Below are 25,268 nucleotides of genomic sequence, written 5' to 3'. Positions count from 1 at the left end.
TTCGCCGGCACGCGAAGCGCTCATTCCGCCGGCGTCGTCCTGTTCCGCAGTGGAAACAGTGCGATCGTCCCGAACACGCCGTCGCGGCGAACCAATGTGTGGAACAGCGCTGCCGCCAGATGCAGCAGCACGAGGGCAACGAACGCGAAGCCCAGGTAAAAATGAGCATTCCATAGCAGCGTGTGCACGCGATCGCTCTGCGGCAGCAGCGCCGGGATTCGAATCCCGCCATACAGGACGACCGGATAGGCCGCAGCCCAGAGCATGCCGAGACCCAGCAACGGCATGACGATCATGAAGCCATAGAGGAGCTGGTGCGACAATCTCGCTCCCAGCTTGATCGCCGGCGGAAGATCTGCCGGCAACGGCGGCGCGCCGTAATGGAGCCGCAGCGCCAGCCTGATCACGACGAGGACCAGAAGCGTGACGCCGAGCGTCTTGTGGATCAGGATGAGCGGAAGATATGTCGGCGCCACAGTGGACACCATGCCGACGCCGATGAAGAACATGGCAACGATGCAGGCAGCCATCAGCCAGTGCAGGAGCCGCTGAAACAGGGCGAAACGATGCGGAGAGTTGCTCATGGCTTGACGGTCGCGATTCGCGGATAGTTGCCGGCTTCGGCCGCACGCAAATCATAGGACTTGCGGTAGACCGACGAGCGCGCGGCCGGGAAAGGATCGTCCGACACCCGGATTCCCTGGGGCAGCACGGTCGGATCGAAGTTGATGTCGCGGCAAGGCCCGTCCTGCTCCGGTTCGATGCGTTGCACGATGAGCGTTCCGACCTGCACCGAGCGACGGCCCTCGGGCCAGCGCTTGCTCGGGTCCGCGGTCGGATCGCCGGGATCGGCGACCGTCGTGACCATGGTCCAGCGTTGCGGTCCGGCGGTCCGGACGCGCTCCGCTATCTCCTGCTCGAGAAAATCCGGACCGCGCTTTTCCAGCTCGGCTTGCGAAACCGGAACGGGCTGCACAGTGGGCAGCAGCGACCATCGCACCGCGTGCTCCTCGCCCTTCGCGTTCGTGAAGATGAAACTATTGAGCCCGTGGTAAGGCTCCTCCGCATAGCTGGTGGTCCAGGGCGCCGTCTTCGCCCAGGTCGCGAAGGCGGCAAATTCCGGATTTGCCTGGATGAAACTCTTCATCGCCTCCGGCTCCTTCTTGGCGGATGCGATCAGCAGGTCGTGAAACGCCTGCGGCGTGGACACCGCGAAAAACGGCGGGTTGATCAGCGCCATCCGCCACTCTTCGCCATCCGCTGCGGCGATCTGCAATCCCAAACCGCGCACACGGACAGTTGCATCCACGGCGTTCGGATCGGCAGTGCCGAGATTGAAGCGACCCAGCGCCGGATACGTGCCGCGTTCGAAGACCATGGCCCGCGAAAGTTCCACGCCGTTTCCGTTCGCCTCGAAGATGCCGGTGAAGCAGATTCCCTTCGCATGATTTCGCCGGTGCCCGAGCGGCGCGCCACTCGGAGGCGTCAGCGCCGAAATCATCAGCTCCGGTGTCAGGCGCCCGGGCGAGAGCCACCCCGCAGTGTATGCGAACGCCGCAGTGCCCCCTCCCAGGACGGCGGCAATCAACACGAGCGATCCGAGTCTCGAACGCGGCAGTTTGCCTGGCTGATTCATCGCTTCTCCTCGTAACGAGCGAGCTGACACAGACGCGTCACACGGCCCGTTCTGTCGAGCGGCTCTTGTAGCCTGCGGCCACAGCCGCGATCTTCTGAAAGCCAACGCCAATTTCGCGAAGGCACGTCGAGCCTGCCGGATCCGCGGGAGACCCGTCCTCATGCGCTTTCGGGCTTTCTCGAAATATTTCGTGCGATCTGGAAATTAGCCGCCGGGCTCGAAAGACCCGTCTTGCGCCCGGCTGTATTTCAGGAACTCTTCGCACAAGGCCAGCGATCAATCGCCAAACGACGAACGTGTCGCGATGGCGCTGGTGTCTTTGCGGAAGGTGGAATGCGATTGGGATTCGAATGGGCAAAGTGATCATCGTCACAGGAGCTGGGAACAGCATCGGACGAAGCACCTGCAAGAAATTGGCGCAGGCCGGCCACACGGTCTACGTTTCAATGCCGGAAGTGGATGAGCACGGCGGCACCGATGGCGGAGCCGAGGACGGCAAGCGTGGCGCGGACCTCCGAACCATCGCGTTCGACGTCTCCTCGGAAGCCTCCGTCAACTCGGCTATCGACGCCATCGTCGCTGAGAACAACCGCCTCGACGTGATCGTGCACAATGCCCGCCAGGTCCTCTACGGGCCGGCGGAGGCCTTTACACCGGCCCAGCTTGCCGAGCTCTACGACACCAACGTGCTGAGTTCGCAACGGCTCAATCGGGCCGCGTTGCCACAGTTGCGTAAGCAGGGCCATGGCCTGCTGATATGGGTCTCGTCGAGCAGCGCGCGAGGCGGCTCGGTTCCTTTCCTGGGCGCCTATGCTTCCTCAAAGGCCGCCCTGGATGCGCTGGCGCTCGGCTATGCCGGCGAGCTCGCGCGTTGGGGTGTCGAGACAACCATCGTCGTTCCCAGCGCGCTCGGGCCCGGCCACTACATTCGCTCCGGCCGGCCGCTGGACACCGTTCGGGCAGAGGAATACGCGGATGGTCCGACCGCCGATTTGAGCGAGATCGCGCTCTCGGCACTTGGGCAGCTTCCGGCGAAGGATCAAACTCCGCAAGACGTCGCGACCGCCATAGCCGATATCGTCGATATGCCATTCGGACAGCGTCCGCTACGCGTTCATTTTGGTCCGGACGACGACGGGGCTGCAGCCGTCGACACCGTCGCGGATAGCGTCCGCGCGGAACTGCTCCGCCGGATCGGACTGGAAGACATTCTCAACCCGGCAGTGATCGGATAGGGCGCGCGCATCGCGGGGCGGGACATCCAAGCCTCAGACGAAAGTGATAGAGCGCGATGCTTTACCCCAAAACTACCGGATGTTACCGTTTAAGGGCCACTGCGTTCACACGTCTTGGTGTGCTTCCAAGTGATAGAACGTGACGAGTCGTGCGCCGGGTCGATATCCGAAAATGGTCCCCCGCTGGCAAAGCAACGACATGATGGCCCAAGCCGGCCGCTCCGCTCAAGACGAGTCCGCCCATGAGATCTTTCTCTTCGGGCCGTTTCGCCTCGACCTCTCGCAGCGGCGGATTGAACGAAACGGGAGCCCGCTCCGACTATCGGATCGTGCGTTCAACATCCTGCTCGCGCTGGTCCGGCAGGCCGGCAACGTCGTCAGCAAGACGGATCTGATAGCCACGACATGGCCGGGCGCCAACGTCGAGGAAAACAGCCTGCGTGTCCATATCGCCGCACTCCGCAAAGCACTCGGAGACGGCGATGCCGGCGCCAGATATCTGAGCACGGTCTCCGGCCAAGGCTACTGCTTCGTCGCTGCGGTCTCACGCCCCAAACAGAGGCAACCTGCGTCGAGCAATCCGACTTATGTCCACAATTTGCCGGCGCATCCCCGGCAGATGCTGGGGCGTGAGCATACCATCCAGGACATCTCGGAAAGTCTGAGAGCCCACCGCTTCGTCACGGTTGTCGGCCCCGGCGGCATCGGCAAGACAACGGTCGTCATTTCCGCGGGCCACGCCCTGCTCGCGGAATTCGCCGGACATGTCCACTTCGTCGGTCTCGGCGAAACCGGCAACGCCGCTCCGGTGCCGGCGATCGTCGCATCGTCACTTGGACTGCTGGCGCGATCGAACGATCCGGCGAGCAGCCTGGCGGCATTCCTGCGCGACAGGCGCATGCTGCTCATTCTGGACTGCTGCGAGCATGTCATCGAAGCAACGGCGGCGCTGGCCGAGCGGCTCTACCAGACGGCCCCGGAGCTGCACATCCTGGCCACGAGCCGTGAGTTGCTGCGCGTCGAAGGCGAGTTCACATACCGTCTCCCGCCGCTTCCGAGCCCGCCGGAGAAGGCCGTTCTGACGGCCGCGAACGCCCTCGCTTACCCATCCGTGAAACTCTTCGTGGAGCGTGCGACTGCAGGAGGCGGCGAGTTCACGCTGACGGATGCGAACGCCCCGGACGTCGGCAACCTCTGCCGCCGGCTCGATGGCATCCCGCTTGCCATCGAACTCACCGCCGGCCATGTGAGCGCATACGGCGCGAGGGCGATGGTCCAGCTCCTCGATCAGCACCTCAATTTGCTGTGGGAGGGGCGACGCACGGCACTGCCTCGACACCGGACGCTGCGCGCAACCATCGAATGGAGCTACAATCTTCTATCCGAACCGGAGCGAGTCATTCTCGGCCAGCTATCGGTGTGCGTCGGCGGCATGACCCTGGACGCCGCCCGATCGATCGCCGTGGCCACAGAGGACGACGACACGATCCTGGCGATCATCGACGGCCTCGTTGCCAAGTCGATGCTTACACTGAACACCGGCTCGCAACCAACCCGCTACCGCCTTGCCGACTCGACCCGGGCGTACGCGCAAGAGAAACTTGTCGCCAGCGGGAACGCTGGCGCGATCTCGCGACGTCACGCCTGCTACTTTCTCACTCTGCTTGAAACGATCGGGAGCGAAACGAACCGAGACCTTTCGGCGGTTGCCGAGGAATTCGGCAACGTCCGCGCCGCGCTGGCGTGGTGCTTCTCCGATCAAGGCGACCGCAGAGCCGGCGTGGCGCTCGCTGCGGCATCGATCCCGCTGTTCTTCAAGCTGTCGCTCCTGGCGGAATGCGAACTCTGGGTTACCCGCGCCATCGAAGCACTGGATGAAACCGATGGAAGCATCAGGCAGGACCTCGTCCTTCACACTGCGCTGGGCGCCACCCGTATGCTCACGGGACGGCTCGACGAACTAGGCGTTAATCATCTCAACCGAGCGCTTGAACTGACCGAGAAGATTGGCGACGTGCAAGGGCAGATCCGTTTGATCGACCAGTTGCACCTGCTGCAATTGTTCGTCGGCAAATACGATGAGGTACTAGCCACCGCCAAACGCGGCGAAGCCGTTGCGCTGACCAGCAACGATCCCATTGCCGTCGCGCGCATGCGCGTGTTGCTCAGCATCTCCTGCCAATATCTCGGCAGGTTCGTTGAGTCCCGCTCATACATCGAAGCGGCGTTGCGTCATCCGGGCATGGATGGTGACATCCTTAGCGGCCTCACCCTCGAATACCCTAAACGCGCTCAAATCACCCTTGCGCGCGTCCTCTGGCTTCAGGGATATCCGGATCAAGCAGCGCAGATGGTGCGCCGGGCCATCTCCGACGTGATCGCAACGAATCATCCGGTCATGTTCTGCCGAGCGTTAGCATGGGCATTCGACGTCTTCTTCTGGAATGGCGATACGGAGGATTGTGAGGAACACATCGACAGGCTCGTCGTGGAGGCTCGAAGGCACAACCTCGCCATTCTCCAGATGGTCGGCGAGGCGATGAAGGGGATTACGCTGCTGGCCCGAAGCGAGACCGGCATCGGGCTCGCTATGCTGAAAGGCTCGATCGACAAGCTGCAGAGCCAGAGCTTCGGTGCGGTGGCAGGGTTGCGCATGTCCCTCGCCGATGCCTTGTCGGCTACAGGTAACGGTGACGAAGCCCTCGACACCATTGATCAGGCGATTGCCCAGGCCCGGCGCTGCAACTTCATGATGGAGATGCCCGACATGCTGCGCGCAAGGGCTGAAGCGCTGATGCATAAGAGCAATCCGGATCTTTCGCAGGCGGAGCTGAGCTTCGTGCAGGCGCTCGACCTCGCTCATCATCAGGGAGCGCTGGGCTATGAGCTTCGCGCGGCGATCGGGCTTGCGAGACTATGGCAGCGAGGCGGCCGCTGCCAGGAGGCGCACGATATGCTTGCGTCCGTCTATCTGCGATTTACCGAGGGCTTCGATACGCGCAGCCTCGAGATGGCGAGAGAGTTGCTTGCCGAGCTGAATCCGGTGCGCCCGTACGCGTCTGCGGCCAAATGACCCTCTCCTGAGCACGTCAGCGCCCTTTGCCCCGCCCGATGCGGTGCTCGCCGAGGCTGCACCGGCATCCGATTGGTTGAATCGGATGCCGCTTCCCGGGGCATCCAGGACCTACGATCCGAGCTTCGCCATCATTGCACGCGCGTCGCGGAGGTCCGCCGTCTCGAAACCTTCAGTGAACTTGCCGTATGCGGACGCGAGAACACGGCGTGCATCGCCCGGATGCCCCTCGCTCACTTTCAATCGTGCCACGCTGATCGCCGTTCTCAGCTCCCAAGCCAAGGCGCCCTGGCTCCGCGCCACCTCTAACGCCCTGTCGAAGGCCTGCGCGGCGGCAATCGCCGAGCGGTGCTCGCCGGGAAGCAGCAGCAATTCGCCCTTGATGCGCCAGAGTTCGGCGACGTACCACCCCTCGTCCCTGGCCTCGCATCGCGTGAGCGCCTCGTCGGCGGTCGCAAGCCCCTGCGATACCTCGCCGGCGTCGCCGAGACATACCGCAAGTTCGCCGAGGGGAAGCAGAAAGCGCGGCAGGTGGCAAGCCTCGCCCGCGAGCTCGAACGTCTTGCGCAGCAGGGGCAATCCGGTCGCGAGGTCACCCCGGCGCGAGTTCAGCATTCCTCTGAAGGCGCGCGCCCAGAGATTCCACAGGCGGATCGGATGTCGCTCGGTGTGTTCGAGCAGCATAGTACAATAGCGCTCGGCGGCGTCGAGATCGCCGGCCAGGAACGCAATCGGGCAGGCACCCTGGCCGAGGACGCTGCAAAACGTGAGTGCGTGACCACTGGTCCGGCCTTCCTCGACGTTGTGCTCAACGACGCTCAAGGCCTGATCCGCGAGGCCGAGCAACCACAGGATCCGTGCCTGGAAATAGCGCGTTGAGACCCGCAGGTCGAACCGGAAACGAATGACCTGCGGCTTTGCCGCAAGATCCGAGAGCCGCGACAGGGTTCGTCCGATATGATGATAGGCGAGCCGCTGGTCGCCGCGATAATGCAGCGTGGTTGCGAGAAGGCGGTCGGCCATCATGCGGTCGACGGGATTGCCGGAGTCGGCCACGACCTCCGCGAAGCGATTAGCAAATTCGAGCGCGCGGCGGAATTCGCCGTTGTTGAACTGATCGATGCAGAGCCCCCACAACGCGCGCAGCTGGTAATCCCTGTCACCGAGCTGCTCGGCGAGCTGCAGGGTCGCCGCCCAGGCGGGACCAGCCTCCCGGGCCCTGCCAACACCGTACATCAGCGACCAGCCGCGCGCGGCCGACAGCTGCATCCGAAGTCGCGGCGCGTTCGCAGCCGTCGGATCGAGGCGCGCCAAAGCGAGTTCGGTCCGCTCGCGACATTCGGCGAGCAGCGACAATTGCACCCAGAGCGGGACAGCGGCCGCCGTCAAGGCGGCCCCGACTTGCGAGTCTCCGCCCGGGGAGAAGGCCCAATCGAGACTAATTCGCACGTTGTCGATGTGTCGGCCATAGAGGGTGAGCCACTCCGCCTGCGGCCTCACTTCGCTGTCGGCTTCGGCGCTGGCAAAGAATCCGCAGTAGTATTTCGCCTGGCGGCAGGCTGCGCCAGGATATTCTCCGCCGGCACGCAGCTTCTCCAATGCATAGGCACGTGTCGTATCCAGCAGGCGATAATGCGGGCTGTCGCCGCGAATATCCGCGACAACGAGCGACTTTGCCACCAGCCTGGCAAGCTGGCCGGTCACATCGCCGATGTTCTCGCCGGCAACTGCAATCACTGCATCGAGCTGGAACTCGCCGGCGAATATGCCGAGCTGCCGGAGCAGCCACGCCTCGTCGTCCGGCAAGAGGTCGTAGCTCCAGTCGAGCGTTGCGCGCAGCGTTTGCTGCCGCGGCAACGCCGTGCGCCGGCCGGTGGTCAGGAATTTGAACCTGTCATCGAGAAGTGACGCGATCTTCGGCGGGCTGAGCATGACTGCGCGCGCCGCCGCAAACTCGATCGCCAGCGGAATGCCGTCGAGCCGCCGGCAGATGGATGCGATGGCGCCGATGTTCTCCTCGTCGGGCACAAAGCTTGAACCCAGCGCCTTCGCTCTGCTCGTGAACAACTCCACTGCGCTGTACGCAGAAGCGCCAGCGGGCTCGTGCCAGGCTTCAGGCGGCACGCCCAGAGGAGGCACGCGGTAGACATGCTCCCCCTCGATGCGCAGCGCCTCCCGGCTTGTCGCAACAATGATCGTCCCCGCACAGTGGCTGACAATCAGCTCGGCCGCCTGCGCCACGGCGTCGATGACGTGTTCGCAATTGTCGAGAATGAGCAGCAAAGGCCGAGAGCCGATCGCACGCACGATGGCATCAGGCGAGATCTCCTCACCCTCGAGCTTGGCGCCGAGGACACTGGCGATGACCGAGCAGACGAGCTTTGGATCGGACAGTGGGGCCAGCTCGACCAGCAACCGGTCAGCCACAGAGCCGGGCGGCGGCGTTCTGGCGACCTCCAGCGCCAGCGACGTCTTTCCGATGCCGCCAGGCCCGACCAGGGTCACGATGCGATAGGCCGACAGAAGCCGCCACAAATGTGCGATCGCAGCCGTTCGGCCGATGAGATCGAATGATGCGCTGGGAATGTTGATCGACGGCAGCAGGCCGGTTGCGGCAGATTGTAGCGGGGTGTCCAAATGCTGGACCCGCCATTTTCCCAACAGGCGATAACCGCGACCGACGGAGGTTGACAGCATGTCGCGATCGGAACCGAGCGCCTTTCGGATCGCAGCGATATGCACACGAAGCGCACTCTCCTCGACAAAGACGCCCCGCCAGACGCGCTCCGTCAGGTCGTCCCTGGTGACGAGCTGGCCCTGCGCCTGAACCAATTCCGCAAGAATTTCAAAGGCACGCCCACCCAAGGGAACGAGTTCTCCGGTCGAGCGCAATTCGCGTCTGGCAAGATCGATTTCCCATTCCGCGCAAGTGTAGACGGGACGCTGGCCTGGCTCAGCCATCATTGGGGCAGCCCCAAGCGGTTTCGTCATTTTCAGTCCAGCTTAGCACCAACCCTGTCGAAAGACACAGGTAGCCGGGCGGCGCGGCCGCCGGCCCCTGTCTCGCAATGCGCGTCGTTCAGCAGCCGCGGCAGATCGATCCTTCCAGCATCTTCTCAAGCCGGGCGTCTTCCTTGTCGATGGTCTGGTCGGTGCCAAGCAACGGCCCCTTCATCGCGTGACCACCGCCGTCGGACGACGAAAGCGCAGTGCCCAGCGAGTTCGTGCCCGGCGCGGCGGCGCTCGTCCCGAGCGCACCACCGCTCTCCATCGACATATGCGATCCCATGCCGCCGCGGGCAGACGCAGTGCCCGAGAGCACAACGCCGGCGAGGACGCAAACAACAGCGAATGTTTTCATTGCTCTCACTCCAGGTATTCAAACTATCCGCCTCCCAGAAACGGACATCGGACGCGTTTGACCACGCACAAACGCGCGAGAATCCTGACAAGCGTGACAGACTCTTCCCGCAAGAGTGATGCAGATCCGCCGGGACTTTCCGCCCCGACGACCTAGATAATTTTCATCAAAGCAAACTTCGGAAACGCCACCAGCCGAGCAGCAATCATCGCCAAGCGACTCTCCGCACCGAGCAAGCAATGGAGAATCGCTATGAGTGTATTCAAGATTCTAATCGCAGCGGCGCTACTCTCAACGGCAACGATATCGTCGGCATCCGCAGCCTGGTCTTTCGCCGATCAGGAGCCGGCAGCCTTTGCATCGATGTACCCCGATCGCGACGTACTGAATGGCGGTGCACTGACGCCCGCCGGGCGAATGGGTCTCGAACGGCCGGGCGGTGCCGCGCCCGTCTTCGGCGTGGGCCACCTTCACGAGCAGCCCTGGCATCGATGATGAGATAGCGCAATCGAGCACTCTGCGTCCTGCAGGAGCAGATGATGGTGTTCCGCACTCCGGGAGTGCGACCGCCATGCGGCGCAGCCTGCCGGCTTCTCGGCAAGCCCGATTACATCGATCCCGAGAGCCAGCCCGAAAACTGCAAAACTTAACAGTTCTTCAGCATCCGTAAGCGGGCCCACGGCGTCGTCCGCGTTATAGTCGCAACGCCGACTGCTGCACGCGCTCGTCGGCGCCTCAGGCAGGCGCCGCCAACTGACCCGTCGTCAGGATCTGATATGTGCGAAAGCCGGCAGCACCATGGAGACATCGCTTGATCACGGGCAAGATTGGCTATTCGATTTCGCGCAACGCGTGGCGCGTGGGAAAGCTCTTCATCTCCTGCGCCGCGCTTGCAGTCGGCAGCGCTTCCGCGGAGCCACGATATGATCCCGGCGCAAGCGATACCGAGATCCGGATCGGCAACATCATGCCCTACAGCGGCCCGGCATCGGCCTACGGCATCATCGGCAGGACGATGAGCGCGTATTTCCGCATGATCAACGACAATGGCGGGATCAACGGCCGGAAGGTCAATTTCATTTCATACGACGACGCCTACAGTCCATCCAAAGCGGTCGAGCAAGCCCGACGGCTCGTCGAGAACGACGAGGTGCTTGCGATCTTCGCGCCATTCGGCACGGTCAGCGACGCAGCGATCCAGAAATACATGAATAGCCGGCATGTGCCGCAATTGTTCGTCATCACCGGAGCATCGCGCTGGGCCGATCCCGAGCACTTTCCGTGGACCATCGGCTGGCAACCGAGCTACCGAACCGAAGCACGCATCTATGCGGACTACATTCTGCGGCACCATCCGGGAGCAAAGATCGGTATCCTGTACCAGAACGACGACTTTGGACGCGACTATCTGCTCGGCCTGAAGGACGTGCTGCAGGACAAGCACGCGCAAATGGTGATTGCCAGCCAATCATATGAGGTCAGCACCCCGACGATCGACTCCGAGGTCGCCGCGATCAAGGCCGCTGCGCCCGACATATTCATCGACGTCGCAACACCCAAATTCGCCGCGCAGGCGATCAGGACGCTCGCCGAGCTGGACTGGCATCCCATCCATATCGTGACGAACGTCTCGGTCTCGGTCGGCGCGGTGCTGAAGCCCGCCGGACTGGACAACGCGAAGGGAATTCTCAGCGCGGGGTATCAGATGGACGTAACCGATCCGCAGTGGGACAGCTATCCGGGCATGCAGCATTTTCGCGCGTTCATGGCGAAATACTATCCGGAGGCAGATCGATCGGAGAGCGGGCCGCTGGTGGCCTTCAATATGTCGAGTGCACTCGTGGAGGTGATCAGGCGTTGCGGCGATGATCTCACGCACGAAAGGATCATGCGCGTGGCCACCGATCTCGACCTCGAAGCCTACATTCCCGGTGTTCGCATAAAGACATCACCGACGGACTTTCGTCCGATCGAGCAGCTCCGGATGATGCGCTTCACCGGCGAAAGATGGGAATGGTTTGGCCCACTGCTGGATGGACGCACGGACCAGGCGACGTCCTCACCAAACTAGCGCGCGAACCTCCCTGTCGGATGAGCCGTCGATGTATGACGTCAACGCACCGCGACGGCTCCGTGCAAAGAGGAAAATGTTCGTTCGATCGACACTGCGGATCCGGCGCACGCATGCACATGTCTCAGGTGCGGGCCGAGGCGTTCTCGGCGTCGCTTTCTCAAGGAGATGTTCGATGACGACACTGAAGTTCTTGTCGGCCGGATTCGTGGTCGCAGCCATGATTGCCTCCCCCGCGATGGCTCGCGAAGGCAACGCGAAGCGTACCAATGTCGAGGCTTATGCGTCGGCTCAGCGCGTGCCGGCCTCCGCCAAGCGCGGCTGCGTCCGTGCTCCCGACGTCGGTGCGTACGCGACCGCCCCCTGGCGCCGGCCGCCCTGCGAGCCCACCTCGGGCGATTGAGTTCGCGAACCGGAGCAAGTCCGGTTGACGCCGACCGGAAGTTGATCGCCCCAACGTTCCGGATTTTGACCTCTCGGCGTAAGGAAGAACGGCGGCTCGCGATCAGGCCGCCGTTCTTGCGACGGTGCAGGTTTCCTGAAAGCATTAGGGCTCCGGAGTTCCTGCGCTGACGATTCTCGACGATGCCGAATAAATGATGCTCTCATTGATGGCATCAGGTTCCCTCCGACGGACCCTTCCATTCTGACACGCGTCCGACCATCGTCACGAATTCGTGTATCGAACACGACCGTGTCGGGTGTCAGCATCGATAATGAACGAAGCGCCGGCGGCTGAGCGGGCCTTCTTGACACGCCGACGATCTCCCCTGTAGGAGACCCGACCGCATTGACGCTTTCAAATCCTTGCCAAGGATCGGTGACCTCAAGGGCCGGGCTCGTGATTTCCCCCGGATCACGGCGGCGGAACTGAATCACGGGTCCCTTATGTCGTCGCCGGTTGATCGCACCTACTCTTTTGGACACTGGCATATCGATTGCCGGCGAAGAGAGTTGAGGCACAACAACGTCACGGTGCCGATCGGAAGCCGCGCGTTCGAGGTTCTCGAGAGGCTGGTCGACTCCGCGGGTCTCCTGGTCACCAAGGATGATTTGATCGGAAGCGTCTGGTCGGGCCTGACCGTCGAAGACAACACGCTTCAGGTCCATATCTCGGCCGTCCGCAAGGCACTCGGCGAGGATCGCAATCTCCTCAAGACCGTTTCGGGCCGCGGCTATACGCTCGCCGGGACCTGGCGAAGCGGGCATCTGGAGCACCCTGCGGCCGCGCCGGTAACGATTGCGGCCGACGCACCCTTTACCAACAACCTGCCGAGCATCCGCGCGCCTCTCATCGGCCGCGAGGATTGCATGAGCCAATTGGTCGATGTGCTTTCGGCATATCGGGCAGTGACCCTGGTCGGACCCGGCGGCATCGGAAAGACGAAGCTGGCGATCGAACTGGCGCGCAGCGTCGCGCCCGCGTTCAACGATTCCGTGGCGCTGGTCGAGCTCGCGACCCTGCAGGATGCGGCACTTGCGGCATCCGCATGCGCCCGTGCACTCAAGCTCGCCTCAAACGACCAGGAAGTCTCGGCCGCAAGCATCGCGCAGGCCATCGGAACCCGCCGTCTGCTTCTTGTCCTGGACAATTGCGAGCATGTGATCGAAGTCGCCGCGCAGATTGCCAGTGCCGTGCTTCGCTATTGTCCGAACGTCACCGTGCTCGCGACCAGCCGCGAAGGCCTCCGCATCGACGGCGAATATGTTGCGGCCATTCCGGCGCTGTCGGTGCCCGATCTCGATATGCACGATCCCGACCTGCTGTTGCGGGCAAGCGCAGTGCAGCTGTTCTTCGAGCGAACGCGGGCACTGCGTACGACCTTCGTTGCGGGCGCGGAGGAGCTCCAAAAGATCGCCGCCATCTGTCGTCGCCTCGACGGCATTCCGCTCGCGTTGGAGTTTGCCGCGGCCCGGGCCGCCAATCTCGGGGTGGACACCGTACTGCTCCGTCTCGATAGGCGCTTCGAGCTCCTGAATGGCGGCCGCCGCGACCAGTTGCCGCGACACCAGACCCTGCGAGCGACACTGGACTGGAGCTACGACCTTTTGACCCCGGCAGAGCAGCACCTGCTTTGCCAGCTCGCGGTGTTTCCGGCCGGCTTCACGCTCGATGCGGCCAGTGCAATGATGGACGACACTCTGTCGCGGTCGGACGTCATTGAAACGCTGTTCAATCTGGTCGGGAAATCGCTGGTGTCGCTGGACCCCTCATTCGAGGGACGATGGCGGCTCCTGGAGAGCACCCGCGCTTATGCGCTGGAGAAGCTCGCAGAGGCAGGCCTCGTCGAGCGGGCGGCACGACGGCAGGCCGCCTTCCTCAGGCAGATCATCGCACCGCTCGGCGAGGCCTCTCCCGCTCCCGACGACATCTCCCGTTTTGCCCAGGAGATCGGCAACGTGCACGCCGCGCTCGACTGGGCGTTCTCGCCCGGCGGAGAGACCGCGCTTGGCATCGAGCTGACGGCCGGATTCGTTCCGGTATGGATGCAGTTGCTGTCTTTCGTGGAATGCTCGACGCGGATCGAGCACGCGCTTGCGCATTACAGTACCGGGTTCACCTGCGTTCCGAAGCTCAAGGCGCAGCTCTATGTCGCGTTGGGTTTCGCACTTCTCAACACGGCGGGAACAGCGGACCGCATGAAGGCGGCGCTGAACATCGGTCTCGTGCTCGCCGAGGAATTGTCCGACCTCGAGCTTCAGCTCAAGGCGGTCTGGACCTTGTGGAGCTATAATCTCAACTCGGGCCAATATGCCGCGGCCAAGGAGGTTGGCGAACGCTACCTTGAGATCGCGCTACGCACCGGAAATCCCGCCAACGAGGCGGTAGGCCGCCGCCTGATCGGCGCTGCCACGCATTTCTTTGGAATGCAGGAGGATGCACGACGCGAGCTGACGCTGTCCCTGGACCATTCGGCTCACGGATTGAACGGCGGTGCGAACCAGATGTGGTTTTTGCTGAACCAGAGTGTCCTCGCCAAGGCGATGTTGGCGCGCGTCCTGCTGCTGCAGGGCAGGATCGCCCAGAGCAGATCTCTGGCCGCCGAGTGCCTCGAGGAGGCCCGGCGCGAGAAGGACAAGCTTGCGATCGCCTATGCACTCCGCAACGCCGTCTGCCCGATCGCGCTGATGACGCATGATCTTGCCGCCGCCGATCAGGCGATATCCTCCCTTCTCGAGCTCGTCACGCGCGAGGGAATAGCTTTCTGGACCAGCTGGACGTCCTGCCTCAAGGGACAATTGCTGGTTCTGCAAGGCAAGCATCACGACGGAATAGCGCTGCTGCGCAGCGGCCTGAAGGCGCGGACCGAGAACGGCTGGCTGATGCGCAATCCCGAGTTTCTCGGATCGCTCGCCGAAGGCTTGCTCGCGATCGGTGAGGCTGCGCAGGCCCTGGCCGCGGTGGAAGAGGCCTTGTCGATGTCGCGGGAAGGCCGGCAATTGTGGTGCCTTGCGGACCTATTGCGGATCAAGGCCGAGATTCTCCTGGCCACCGGACCATCCGATCTTTCGCGAGCCGAGATGCTGTTCGCCGAGGGACTGTCCATCGCCAGGGACCAGCAATGCCGCTTCTACGAATTGAAAGTCGCGGCTGCGTGGGCGGGGATCATGGCGAAATCGAACCGTCAGCAGACGGCCCTTGATCTTGTGGGCCCGGTGAGCGCGCTGTTCGATCAGGAGATTGACCTTCCCGCACTCGCCTTTGCCCGCACTCTGGCTCAGATACCGGGCATCTCGACATGCGAGGGCGACCATCCCGCGTCGTGCACCTGCCACTAGGTAGCAATCCGCCATCCACCTCAGCATCCCGGCGGCAGGATCGGCGACACGCCCGGCGTCGGCGCTGCGCCTGAGGCGTTCGCCGGCACCACGGTCGCAGGCTGCGCCAGGTTCATCGAGACCCCTTCCGCGCAAGCCGAGCTGTTAGGACTCGGCGCGACGGCGGCATTCGGGTTGATGCCCGTGCCGCCGGCCTCGCTGGTGTCCGCCGGGATCGTGCCGGGCGCGGAGCTCGCAGACACCTGCGGAATCGAAAGCGGCAGAGACGCAGCGCTCGTCACCTGTCCTCCCGGCGTTGAGCTGCAGGCCACTGCCGCACCCGTTCCCGCCGGCGCAGCCGCGGAGATCGTTCCGATGGAGCTACCGCTCTGCCCTGTAGCCGGCAGGATCGGCGCCGCGATGCCCGGAGGCGAAAGGCCCGTGGGCGATACGGTCGGGGTCGTCGGCATCGGCGTTGGCGATGACGAGAGTGGCGCGCAGACGACCACCGTTCCCGCCGTCGCCGGATCCGACGCGAGCGGAACGGGCGCGAGCGTCGTATCCGGCGCACCAGGTACGGTCGTTGCGGAAAACGGCCCCGGACTGTTGAGCGGCGAGATCACGATCGCGCCCGGCACCGTCGGCAGATCCATTGCGGTGCTGCCGATCGTTGCGATTTGTGCCTGGCCCGGAGAGAAGCCGAGCAGGAAAGCGACCATCATTGCAAACGCGAACCGTATCATCTTTCGTGTCCCTAGCTCGTCTCAAGCTTGCGAACGGTGACCTTGCTGCCTTCTGCCAGAGTGACCGCAGGATTGAGCACGACCTGATCGCCGGGCAGTACGCCGTCGCGCACTTCCACCGTGGTGCCGAAATCCCTGGAGATCGAGACCTGCTGCAAATGGACCGTGCCGTTCCGCACGACCGCGACGTGGAGGCCGCTCTGATCGAAGACGAGCGCGTCCGACGGGATCGTCATCGACGGCGTCCTGCGCGGGATCGATAATTCGACGGTGCAGTAGATGCCGGGACTGAGCAGACCATCTGGATTGGGCACGTCGATCTCGGTCAGCAGCGTCCGGCTTCCCGGCTGCAGCGCAGTCGCGATCCGCGTGACTTTGCCTGCAAACGTCCGCCCCGGAATCTCGGGGACGCGGATGTCCGCATCGACGCCCGGCGCAACTCCGAACGCCTCGTCCTGCGGTACGAAGACCTGGGTTCGGATCACGTCGGAATGCATCATCGTGAACATGAAGGTAGAGCCGGCTTGCACCAGGCTGCCATTGTCCACGTTCCGCTGGGTGACCACACCGTCGAACGGCGCCACCACACGCTGGTAGGACTTCTCCTGCTGGAGGACGCGAATCTGCGCCTCCTGCGCTGTGATGTTCGACTGGGCGACGCCCACGGCCCCCTGCTGCGCGCGCAGGGTGAGACGGTCGTTGTCGCCCTGCTGTGCCGTTAACCAGCCTTGCTTGACAAGATTGCTGTCGCGCGAGTTGGTGACGTCGGCCAGCTCCCGGCTGGCCTGCGCCTGCTGAAGCGCAGCCTGGTCCTGGGCGAGCGTCGCCTGCGCCTGCGCGATCTGCTGATCCAGCTCGGGAGCGGTGATTTCCGCGAGGAGATCGCCCTTCTTGACGCGATCGCCGATATCGACGTGGCGCTTCTCGATGTAGCCGCTGGTCCGCGCGAAGATGTTGGCCGCCTCGAATGCAGTCGTCGTCGCTGGCAGGCTGACCTTCATGATATCGCCGCTGGGCTTGACCGTCGCCACCCGAACTTCCGGAATGTTGGTCCGAACCTGTTCGGCCACGGCGGCCACCTGACGCGCAACCTCGTAGTGCCGCCAGCCGCCGATGCCGAGACCGCCCGCAAGCAGCAGGAGCAGGCCTCCGCCCAGCAGCGCCCCACCATAAGGGCGTCCGGATCGTGCGCCCTTGCCCGGCAGCTCCACAACCCGGAGGTTTTCCGCCCCGGGGCGATCTCTCGCACCGTCGTCATCGGTTCTTGCGCGAACGTCGCTCATTCCGGTTGCTCCTCGAATACGCCGTGGCGAGGCTTGCCGTCGTTGCCCTTGCGCAGCATGGCGAAGAGATAAGGCACGATCAGCAAGGTGGTTGGGGTTGCGAACAGCAGCCCGCCGATGACCGCCCGCGCGAGCGCCGCATTCTGCTCCTCGCCCGGGCCGCCGATCGCCATGGGGATCATGCCCACGATCATCGCGGCCGCGGTCATCAAGACGGGCCGGATTCTCGTTCGGCCCGCGCTCAGCGCCGCCTGGAACGCGGAATGTCCCTTCAACTGCTCGTCACGCGCGAAGGTCACAAGCAGGATGGAATTGGCCGAGGCAACGCCGATCGCCATGATGGCTCCCATCAGCGACGGCACGTTCAGCGTCGTCCCCGTGATGAACAGCATCGTCACGATGCCGCAGAACGTCGCCGGCAGCGCCAGGATGACGACGAAGGGATCGCCAAAGTTCTGGTAGTTCACGACCATCAGCAGGTAAACCAGGATGGCCGCGAACAGCAGTCCGATCCCGAGATCGCGGAACGACTGATGCATGCTCTGGATCTGTCCCAGAACCTGGATCGAATTGCCTGGCTGGAGCTGCTTCTGCAGGGTTGACGTCACCTTCTCGATATCGGCCGCTACGCTGCCGAGATCGCGGCCCTGGACGCTCGCATAGACGTCGAACACCGGCTGGACGTTGGCCTGGTTCGAATTGGTGGGAACGGTCCCCCGCTTGAACGTCGCGACATTGCTGAGCAAACCGGGCACCGTCTGCCCGCTTGCGGCAGCCGAGGCCGACACCGGCGTATTGCCCAGGGCGTTCAGCGAATTCGCCCTGTATTCGGGTGTCTGCACCGCCAGGTAATAGGGGATGCCTGACGTCGGGTCCGTCCAGAAATTCGGCGAGACCTGCGCGGACGAGCTGAGACTGACATTGATGTTGGTCGCCACCGTGCTCGCATTGAGACCTAGCTGCGCGGCGCGGGTGCGGTCGATGTCGGCGTAGAACGCGGGAGCATCGACCTCCTGCTGCAGATGCGCATCGACGACGCCGGGAATCGCCGCGAGGCGCTTCTGCAGTTCCTTGGCCACGGCCAGATTGTTGCTGCCATAACCGACCGTGCGGACATCGATCTGCGCTGGAAGCCCGAAGTTCAGGATCTGCGTGACGATATCGGCCGCCTGGAAATAGAAGGTGTCCTCCGGGAACGCCGCTGGCAGCACCTGCCGCATCTTCCTGACGTAATCCGCCGTCGGCTTGTGCCCATCCTTCAGCGATACCAGAATGGTGCCGTCATTCACCCCGATCGTCGAGCCGTCGGTGAATGCGAGATTGTAGGCCCGCGCCGGGAGACCGATATTGTCGACGATCAACGCCCGGTCGCGCTCCGGAATGACCTCGCGGACCTTGTCCTCGACCGCCTGGAAGATCGCTTCCGTACGCTCGATGCGCGTGCCCGCGGGCGCGCGAACATGAAGCTGGATCTGACCACCGTCGATGAGGGGATAGAAGTCCCTGCCGACATAGACGAACATGGTGGCTCCGAGCGCTAGCACCAGCACCGCGATGACGGGCACAACGGCACGATGCCGCAATAAACTCAGCAGGAGATCGGAATACCCATCGCGCAGGCACTCGAAACCGCGCTCGAACGCAGCGGAGGCGCGCGCAAAGATGCCCGGCGGGCGCTCGCTTTCGCCGTGGCGCCGTTCGCCCTTCAGCAGCAGGCCGATAGTGATCGGCGTGAGCGTCCGCGACAGCCCGTAGGACGCCAGCATGGCGAACACCACCGCGAGGCCGAGCGGCGTGAAGAGGTATTTGGCCGGGCCCTCCAGGAACACGACCGAGGTAAACACGCAACTGATCGCAAGCGTCGAGACCAGCGTCGGCACCGCGATCTCGGCGGCTCCATGCAGGGTCGCCTCCGGCAACGGCATGCCTTCCTCGGTCCAGAGCCGGTGCGTGTTCTCGATCGTCACCGTCGAATCGTCGACGAGAATACCGACCGCGAGGGCAAGCCCGCCGAGCGTCATCGTGTTGAGGGTCTCGCCGAGGAAATACAGCACGATCAGCGAAGACAGCATCGCCAGCGGGATCGAGATCAGGACGACCAGCGTCGACCGCCACGATCCCAGGAAGACCAGGATCATCAGCGCGGTCAGGCCGGCGGCGATCGCACCTTCGCGCAGCACGCCATCGACCGAATGGGTGACGAATATCGACTGGTCGAACAGCTCGTTGATCTTCAGCCCCGCCGGAGCCGCCGCGCGGATCGACGTCAACGCCGCCTTGACGCCGTTGACGACGGCGAGCGTCGAGGCATTTCCGTTCTTGATGACGCTGAGCAGGACGGCGCGGTGGCCGTCCTCGCGCACGATGTTCTGCTGGACCTGGGCGCCGTCGCGGACCTGGGCGACGTCCTTCAGGAAGATCGTGGCCCCGTTCACGAACTTGACGGGGATCATGTTGAGATCCTGGATCGTGGCCGGCGTCGCATTGGTTCGAACGGTGTACTGGGTGTCACCGATCTTGGTCGTGCCGGTGGGCAGCGTCAGGTTCTGGGTGTTCACCGCATTGACAATGTCGAGCGGCGTCAATCCGCGCGACAGGAGCTTGTTCGGATCGATGTCGACCATGATCTGGCGGTATTTGCCGCCGGCAGGCGTGGGCAGGGTCACGCCCGGAACGGGAGCCAGCTGCTGGCGAACGCGGTAAATGCCGAAATCGTAGAGCTGCTGCTCGTTCAGGCTGTTTGACTGGAGACTGAGCTGGAGCACCGGCACGCTCGAGGCATTAAACTGCACGATGATCGGCGGCTGGATGCCCGGCGGCATCAGGGCCCGGATGGCATTGGTCCCCGAGACGATCTGCGAGATCGCGAGATCGAGATTGACGTCCGGCTGGAAGTAGATTTTCTGAATCGAGAGGCCGTTGAGGGTCTGCGCTTCGATATTCTTGATGCCACTGACATTGGCGCTGATCGAATACTGGCTGTAGGTGCTGACGCGCTGCTCCATCTCCGGCGTGGAGAGGCCGGTATAGCTCCAGATCACCGTGACCACGGGGATCCGGATCTCCGGGAAAATATCCGTCGGCATCGACCGGATTGCGATCCCGCCGAGGAACAGGATCAGCGCGGCAAGCACATAGAATGTGTGCGGAAGCCGTAGCGCGAAGCGAACAATTCCCATGGAGGTCTGCCTGGAGCGGGTTACGCGGGGTCGTCGGACAGGTGAGAACGGCCGGACCTGCGTTCAAATGAAAACGAATTCAGACGCTGCATGCGGTGCCCCGTGGCGCATCCAGTACGGCAAGCATCACCGCACGCTTGACCTTGGCAAAGGCGCGCATCTCGATCTGCCTGACACGTTCGCTGGATATGGACAGTTCGTGGGCCAGCCGATCGAGCGTGACGGGGCATTCCGTCAGCCGCCGCGCCTCGAAGACGCGACGTTCCCGCGCGGCAAGCCCGCTGAGCGCAGCACGCAAGGCGCCGGCACGCCGCTCGGTCTGCTCGTGATCGACTAGCACCGTCTCGGCGTCGACCGCCCCGTCGACCAGCAAGGCTTCCAGCTCGGTTCCGCTGTCCTCGCCACCGATGCGCACGTTCAGCGACATGTCGCCATGCAGCCGCGCATCCATCTCGATCACCTCACGCGCGGTGACCTCGAGCTTCCCGGCGATCAGTTCGGCGACGTCCGGCGTGAGCCCCGACATCGCGCTGCCGGTGGCTTTCCTGATCTCGCTGCGGAGCTTGAAAAACAGCTTCTTCTGCGCGGCGGTCGTGCCGATCTTGACGAGGGACCAGGACCGCAGGATGTACTCGTGAATAGCGGCCTTGATCCACCAGACCGCGTAGGTGGAGAAGCGCGCGCCGCGGCCGGGTTCGAAGCGCGACGCTGCGATCACGAGGCCCAGATTAGCCTCGGCAATCAGATCGACCATCGGAAGGCCGTATCCCTTGTAGCCTCGCGCCAGCCTAGCCGCGAGCCGGAGATGGCTGGTGACGAGCGCGTCTGCCGCGCTTCGATCCCTCGTCTGCTGCCAGCGGCGTGCAAGCTGCTGCTCCTGACCGGGTTCGAGGAAGTCGTAGCGCCCGATGGCCGCGGAATACGCGCTGAGGAACGGCACCGACACCGGTGCGACCGGCGTCGCGGGGGGATTGATCCTCGTCACTTCGTGGCTAGTCTGCATCTGTCGCTCCCGCACTCCAGGCCGGCTGATCAATCTCGAAAGCCTCGTGGACCATGTGGCTCATCCCATCTGGTCTGCGTCTGCGCGCAGCAATGTCCGCGACCGGCGCGTGGCGGCCCTGCCCATCCGTCCGGTCCAGGCAAGGATCTCGATCCATCCACCAGGCGCGGGACCGACGATCAGCCGAAAGCCGTGCAGCTTGACGATGGCGGCGACCAGGCTCAGTCCGAGGCCGACGCCCGGCGTGTTGCGCATCTTGTCGGAGCGATAGAATCGTCGCAGCACCGCTTCGCGTTCCTGCTCGCTGATGCCGGGTCCGGTATCGCTGACGCACACCAGCGCCGTGTCGTCCTCCGCTTCCAGCGCGAGTTCGACCCGACCGCCTGACGGCGTGAACTTGACGGCGTTATCGACGAGATTGGCGACCGCCTCGAACAGCAGGTCGCGGTCGCCCCACACAAGCACATCGCGCTCGATGACGACTCCGAGCCCGATGCGCTTGTCCTCGGCGATGGGCTCGTAGACGTCGCACACCTCCCGCAGGATCTCGTCGAGCGCGACCTCGCCGAAGCCGGCCATGCGGCGGTTGTTCTCGATCTCGGTCAGGCGCAGCAAAGCGGTGACGATCGCGAGCGACTGGTCGATGCCGGCGATGGCCTTGTCGATGGTCTCCTGCAGCTCCTCCAGCGTTGCCGCATGGGCGCGCCCGCGCTCCAGCGCCAAGCGGACGCGCGTGAGCGGCGTCCTGAGATCATGGGCGATGTCGTTGCCGACGCCGGCGAGCGCATTGATCATTGTCTCCATCTCGTCGAGCATGCCGTTGACGATCCCGGCCAGCCGCGCGAACGGATCGTCCGTCCCGTCCTGCGGAAGCCGCTCGCGCAGCTCGCCGGCGACGATGCGCTGGACCCGCTGGTTCACCTCCTCGACGCGCCTCTGTGCGCGGAGGCTGAGCCAGGCGCCGGCCAGCAGGCAGAGGCTGAAGGCCGGCAGCAGGCCCAGGGCGAGCGCCTGCCCCACCACGCTCGAGATCTCGCGTGTCTCATCGACATTCCGTCCGACCACCAGGACATCGCCGCCGTCGAGGCGCTTGCCGATCACCCTGACGACGGGATCGTGTACTGCCGTCGACTTGATGAGATCGAGGCGCACGCCCTGCACCGCTCCGTCGAGGCCGAGCTCGCGCGGCACGCGGTCGATGTTGCCGGCAAGTCGGGTGCCCGCGGCATCGAACAGTCCCGCGTATTGCACGCCCCTGGAATCCTGATCGAGATGATCCGCGATCGCGCTGATGCGGTGGGACGGCGACAGGTCTGAGATGAAGCGAATCTGGGTGGTAATCATGCGATCGGATCGCGCGACCAGATAGTTGTCGAGCTTCCAGTAGATGAATGCGAACAGGCCGACGACGAACAGCGCGAAGCCAGCCGCCATGGCCAGGGCCGAAAGGAACGTGCTGGAGCGGATCAGCTGGATCTGACGCATCGCCGGCCCCTATTGCCGCGAACGCAGCACGAAGCCGGAGCCTCGGACGTTATGGATGAGCGGCACCTCTCCGGGGCCGTCGACCTTGTGACGGAGCCGGCCCATATGCACGTCGATCAGGTTCGTCGTTGCCGGAACGAACTTGTAGTTCCAGACCTCCTCGAGCAGCATCGCGCGCGTCAGCACCTGGTCGTTCCGGCGCATCATGTATTCGAGCAGGCGGAATTCGCGCGGCAGCAGCTCGAGCCGGCGTCCGCCGCGCCGCGCGGTCCGCTCGATCAGGTCGAGCTCGAGCGGTCCGACATGCAGGATGGTTTCGCGGCTGTCGATCGGACGGCGCAGTAACGCCTCGATCCGCGCGACCAGCTCGACGATCGCAAACGGCTTCGTGAGGTAATCATCTCCGCCCATTCGCAATCCGCGCACCCGGTCGTCCACCGCGCCGAGCGCGCTCAGGACGAGAACGGGCGTCCTGACCTGATCGTTGCGAAGCGCCTCGATGACGGTCAACCCGTCCATTCCCGGCAGCATGCGATCGACGATCATGGCATCGGGGCTCGACGCGCGCGCGCGGTCGAGGCCGTCGACGCCGTCGGCGGCCCAATGCACCTCGAACCCGCGGTCGGCGAGCTCGGCGACAATCGCCTCGGCGGTCTCGGCGTCGTCCTCGATCAGGAGAATCCGGTTCATGATCCTCGCTCCACGTTCCGCGCGGCGTCTCGGCGCGCGGTAGGGGCGCGTGGGCTCGGCGACGCGCTGGGTCATGTGCGATGCCCGCGCGCGTCGAACGCGCGGCCTTGACGCCGCCTGTTGCCGGCCACTCGCTGCGGTACGAGATAGGCTTGCCGCGCATGGGGCGCCATTGAATTGCAGTTCATCATGCGGGCTGCGCGTCGCGCCAGCAGCGCCAGTGCAAAGGCGATGCGTGTTGCCAATGTCATGATCATCCTGTGGGCTCCGCTCCTGATAGCGCTGCATCGAACATATGGGCTCGACGCGCCCGCAGTCGTCCGGGGGACAACGGATGTTATGGATTCGCACGATCGTGGTGCGACGTTACATCGGCTCACGGGCCGTTGAATTGCGGTGAGCAATTCGTGCATTTGAATCATGCCAGATCGCGCACACCTCGATGAGCAGCCGGCTTGGTCGGCTTGATGTCATCAAAGGAGAGAGCGAATGACCACGTCCAAATTGTTGTCGATGGGACTGATTGCAGCCGCCATGCTCGGCGGCCCCGTGATGGCGCGCGAGCATCATCACGTCGTGCGGCAGCCCGCGATGGAGGCCAACCCGGTCGCAACGAGCGCGCCGATCTATCAGGGCGAACGCGGCTGCGTTCCGGCGCCGCGCGTCGGCGCCTTCGCGACTGCGCCATGGACCGGCAACAACGTGCCTTGCGAGCCCGGCACCGGCAGCTTCTTCTGATCGCGCCAACGCATCCGGCCGGGTGACTTCGCCGCCGGACGCATATCGAATGACAGGGAGCGGGCTGATCTCGTCAGCCCGCTCCCTTGCGTTGCGATGCGCACCACGCGCGACGCGATCACCTTCGTGCGCGGCGCGCCCGATGTCTGCCCCTCATGTCTGACCTCGAATTCAGTTTGGATTGCCGCGCAGCGCTCCTACCTCTCCAGCGTCACGCGCCCAGCCATCAAGCAGCCTCGCGCGCACGGCGCGACGCGGAAGCGGGCTTCAGGGATGACCGGGCTCAACACGAGAGGAGTTTTCCATGAAACGAGTCATCATGATTCTGGCAACAGCAGCGCTCGCCTCGACGCTCGCGATCGGCGCGGCCGATGCGCACGGCGGTGGCGGCGGCGGCCACGGCGGATTTGGCGGCGGCGGCTTCGGCGGCGGACATGCGGGCTTTGGCGGCGGCGCGCATTTCGGCGGCGTGGGGCATGAAGGCGGATTCGGCGGCGGCGCCCGGTTGGGCGGCGAGCACCTCGGCTTCGGCGATCATGCCGGCGGCCTCCGCCAGCACGCGTTTCACAGCTACGGTCGCTACCGGCCCGGATATGGATTCTACGGCGCCGGTCCGGATTGCTATGATTGGTATGAGCTGCATCCCGGCCGGCCGTTGCCGTTGAGCTGCGGCTAGCCAGTCGCGCACTTGTAGCAGCACTGGCAGGATGGGCAGAGCGAAGCGAAACCCATCATGTTTCATCGGCGCGGAAGCATGATGGGTTTCGCAAGTGCTCTACCCATCCTACGGCCTAACAGACGCACCTTCGCCTTCTCGCGGCGCAATTCGCCCGAGCTTTGCCTGGTCACTCCACCCTCAAAGCCAAGAGGGCGCAGGGAAGGCCGGGTGCCGGCTGGCACCCGCGGTCCGCTGCGCGAAGATGTAGCGCAAAAGAACCGCACAGCAGCATACAGGTGTAGCCAATCACTCGGCCTTCCCTGCGCGATGGTCGGACGGCTTATGCCGTGCTCT

18 protein-coding genes are annotated in these 25,268 nt (G+C 64.0%); 7 read left to right on the top strand and 11 right to left on the bottom strand.

What is annotated here, in order from left to right:
• Nucleotides 1–20 precede the first annotated feature (20 nt).
• A complete protein-coding gene (locus tag AC0L2J_RS28465; protein ID WP_473395212.1) occupies nucleotides 21–584 on the bottom strand; it encodes a cytochrome b in 564 nt (187 codons plus the stop codon).
• Nucleotides 581–1,636: a catalase family peroxidase gene (locus AC0L2J_RS28460; RefSeq protein ID WP_473395241.1), complete on the bottom strand. Its 1,056-nt coding sequence runs from the start codon at nucleotides 1,634–1,636 to the stop codon at nucleotides 581–583. The genes AC0L2J_RS28465 and AC0L2J_RS28460 overlap by 4 nt, the downstream gene beginning before the upstream one ends.
• Before the next feature lie 350 nt (nucleotides 1,637–1,986).
• Between AC0L2J_RS28460 and AC0L2J_RS28455 the strand changes: the two genes are divergently transcribed.
• On the top strand, nucleotides 1,987–2,871 hold the full coding sequence (locus AC0L2J_RS28455; protein WP_473395210.1) for an SDR family NAD(P)-dependent oxidoreductase: 885 nt from the start codon (nucleotides 1,987–1,989) through the stop codon (nucleotides 2,869–2,871).
• Nucleotides 2,872–3,043: 172 nt separating this feature from the next.
• Nucleotides 3,044–5,944, top strand: coding sequence for an ATP-binding protein (locus AC0L2J_RS28450; RefSeq protein ID WP_473395209.1), 2,901 nt, complete (start codon nucleotides 3,044–3,046; stop codon nucleotides 5,942–5,944).
• Nucleotides 5,945–6,055: 111 nt separating this feature from the next.
• On the opposite strand, the gene AC0L2J_RS28445 is transcribed toward AC0L2J_RS28450, so the two are convergent.
• Both AC0L2J_RS28445 and AC0L2J_RS28440 read right to left on the bottom strand, forming a co-directional pair.
• Nucleotides 6,056–8,908: an ATP-binding protein gene (locus AC0L2J_RS28445; RefSeq protein WP_473395208.1), complete on the bottom strand. Its 2,853-nt coding sequence runs from the start codon at nucleotides 8,906–8,908 to the stop codon at nucleotides 6,056–6,058.
• 115 nt (nucleotides 8,909–9,023) lie between these two features.
• Nucleotides 9,024–9,305 (bottom strand): hypothetical protein, encoded by a 282-nt coding sequence (locus AC0L2J_RS28440; protein ID WP_473395207.1) that lies wholly within the window; start codon nucleotides 9,303–9,305, stop codon nucleotides 9,024–9,026.
• An 811-nt stretch (nucleotides 9,306–10,116) separates the two neighbouring features.
• On the opposite strand from AC0L2J_RS28440, the gene AC0L2J_RS28435 reads away from it, so the two are divergent.
• The 3 genes from AC0L2J_RS28435 to AC0L2J_RS28425 all read left to right on the top strand — a co-directional run bounded on the left by AC0L2J_RS28435 (nucleotide 10,117) and on the right by AC0L2J_RS28425 (nucleotide 15,156).
• On the top strand, nucleotides 10,117–11,376 hold the full coding sequence (locus AC0L2J_RS28435; protein WP_473395206.1) for an ABC transporter substrate-binding protein: 1,260 nt from the start codon (nucleotides 10,117–10,119) through the stop codon (nucleotides 11,374–11,376).
• A gap of 175 nt (nucleotides 11,377–11,551) precedes the next feature.
• Entirely contained in the window at nucleotides 11,552–11,779 is a 228-nt protein-coding gene (locus AC0L2J_RS28430; RefSeq protein ID WP_473395205.1) for a hypothetical protein, read from the top strand.
• A 551-nt stretch (nucleotides 11,780–12,330) separates the two neighbouring features.
• Nucleotides 12,331–15,156, top strand: a complete 2,826-nt coding sequence (locus AC0L2J_RS28425) for an ATP-binding protein (protein WP_473395204.1) — start codon at nucleotides 12,331–12,333, stop codon at nucleotides 15,154–15,156.
• 20 nt (nucleotides 15,157–15,176) lie between these two features.
• On the opposite strand, the gene AC0L2J_RS28420 is transcribed toward AC0L2J_RS28425, so the two are convergent.
• The 7 genes from AC0L2J_RS28420 to AC0L2J_RS28390 form a co-directional block, all read right to left on the bottom strand.
• Nucleotides 15,177–15,878 (bottom strand): hypothetical protein, encoded by a 702-nt coding sequence (locus tag AC0L2J_RS28420; RefSeq protein WP_473395203.1) that lies wholly within the window; start codon nucleotides 15,876–15,878, stop codon nucleotides 15,177–15,179.
• Between the two features lie 11 nt (nucleotides 15,879–15,889).
• Nucleotides 15,890–17,161, bottom strand: coding sequence for an efflux RND transporter periplasmic adaptor subunit (locus AC0L2J_RS28415; protein WP_473395202.1), 1,272 nt, complete (start codon nucleotides 17,159–17,161; stop codon nucleotides 15,890–15,892).
• A complete protein-coding gene (locus AC0L2J_RS28410) occupies nucleotides 17,158–20,340 on the bottom strand; it encodes an efflux RND transporter permease subunit (protein ID WP_473395201.1) in 3,183 nt (1,060 codons plus the stop codon). Before AC0L2J_RS28410 ends, AC0L2J_RS28415 begins: the two co-directional genes overlap by 4 nt.
• Nucleotides 20,341–20,419: 79 nt before the next feature.
• On the bottom strand, nucleotides 20,420–21,343 hold the full coding sequence (gene rpoH, locus AC0L2J_RS28405) for an RNA polymerase sigma factor RpoH (RefSeq protein ID WP_473395200.1): 924 nt from the start codon (nucleotides 21,341–21,343) through the stop codon (nucleotides 20,420–20,422).
• A 60-nt stretch (nucleotides 21,344–21,403) separates the two neighbouring features.
• Nucleotides 21,404–22,828 carry a sensor histidine kinase gene (locus AC0L2J_RS28400; RefSeq protein WP_473395199.1) on the bottom strand — a complete coding sequence of 475 codons (1,425 nt, stop codon included), beginning with the start codon at nucleotides 22,826–22,828 and terminating at the stop codon, nucleotides 21,404–21,406.
• 9 nt (nucleotides 22,829–22,837) lie between these two features.
• Nucleotides 22,838–23,518 carry a response regulator transcription factor gene (locus tag AC0L2J_RS28395; protein ID WP_473395198.1) on the bottom strand — a complete coding sequence of 227 codons (681 nt, stop codon included), beginning with the start codon at nucleotides 23,516–23,518 and terminating at the stop codon, nucleotides 22,838–22,840.
• 71 nt (nucleotides 23,519–23,589) lie between these two features.
• Nucleotides 23,590–23,775, bottom strand: a complete 186-nt coding sequence (locus AC0L2J_RS28390; protein ID WP_473395197.1) for a hypothetical protein — start codon at nucleotides 23,773–23,775, stop codon at nucleotides 23,590–23,592.
• Between the two features lie 232 nt (nucleotides 23,776–24,007).
• Here AC0L2J_RS28390 and AC0L2J_RS28385 point away from each other — a divergent pair, with 232 nt between their 5' ends.
• On the top strand, nucleotides 24,008–24,256 hold the full coding sequence (locus AC0L2J_RS28385) for a hypothetical protein (RefSeq protein WP_473395196.1): 249 nt from the start codon (nucleotides 24,008–24,010) through the stop codon (nucleotides 24,254–24,256).
• Nucleotides 24,257–24,560: 304 nt separating this feature from the next.
• A complete protein-coding gene (locus AC0L2J_RS28380) occupies nucleotides 24,561–24,932 on the top strand; it encodes a hypothetical protein (protein WP_473395195.1) in 372 nt (123 codons plus the stop codon).
• Nucleotides 24,933–25,268: the final 336 nt, after the last annotated feature.

The sequence above is a fragment of the Bradyrhizobium sp. MV1.5 genome, assembly GCF_055807615.1.
This window is presented reverse-complemented; position numbering and strand designations above follow the sequence as displayed.

Coding starts and splice junctions, on each gene's coding strand:
- AC0L2J_RS28390 (WP_473395197.1), bottom strand. CDS start 23,775: ATGATCATGACATTGGCAACACGCATCGCCTTTGCACTGGCGCTGCTG.
- AC0L2J_RS28395 (WP_473395198.1), bottom strand. CDS start 23,518: ATGAACCGGATTCTCCTGATCGAGGACGACGCCGAGACCGCCGAGGCG.
- AC0L2J_RS28450 (WP_473395209.1), top strand. CDS start 3,044: ATGGTCCCCCGCTGGCAAAGCAACGACATGATGGCCCAAGCCGGCCGC.
- AC0L2J_RS28380 (WP_473395195.1), top strand. CDS start 24,561: ATGAAACGAGTCATCATGATTCTGGCAACAGCAGCGCTCGCCTCGACG.
- AC0L2J_RS28440 (WP_473395207.1), bottom strand. CDS start 9,305: ATGAAAACATTCGCTGTTGTTTGCGTCCTCGCCGGCGTTGTGCTCTCG.
- AC0L2J_RS28415 (WP_473395202.1), bottom strand. CDS start 17,161: ATGAGCGACGTTCGCGCAAGAACCGATGACGACGGTGCGAGAGATCGC.
- AC0L2J_RS28430 (WP_473395205.1), top strand. CDS start 11,552: ATGACGACACTGAAGTTCTTGTCGGCCGGATTCGTGGTCGCAGCCATG.
- AC0L2J_RS28445 (WP_473395208.1), bottom strand. CDS start 8,908: ATGATGGCTGAGCCAGGCCAGCGTCCCGTCTACACTTGCGCGGAATGG.
- AC0L2J_RS28465 (WP_473395212.1), bottom strand. CDS start 584: ATGAGCAACTCTCCGCATCGTTTCGCCCTGTTTCAGCGGCTCCTGCAC.
- rpoH (WP_473395200.1), bottom strand. CDS start 21,343: ATGCAGACTAGCCACGAAGTGACGAGGATCAATCCCCCCGCGACGCCG.
- AC0L2J_RS28410 (WP_473395201.1), bottom strand. CDS start 20,340: ATGGGAATTGTTCGCTTCGCGCTACGGCTTCCGCACACATTCTATGTG.
- AC0L2J_RS28455 (WP_473395210.1), top strand. CDS start 1,987: ATGGGCAAAGTGATCATCGTCACAGGAGCTGGGAACAGCATCGGACGA.
- AC0L2J_RS28385 (WP_473395196.1), top strand. CDS start 24,008: ATGACCACGTCCAAATTGTTGTCGATGGGACTGATTGCAGCCGCCATG.
- AC0L2J_RS28460 (WP_473395241.1), bottom strand. CDS start 1,636: ATGAATCAGCCAGGCAAACTGCCGCGTTCGAGACTCGGATCGCTCGTG.
- AC0L2J_RS28400 (WP_473395199.1), bottom strand. CDS start 22,828: ATGCGTCAGATCCAGCTGATCCGCTCCAGCACGTTCCTTTCGGCCCTG.
- AC0L2J_RS28420 (WP_473395203.1), bottom strand. CDS start 15,878: ATGATACGGTTCGCGTTTGCAATGATGGTCGCTTTCCTGCTCGGCTTC.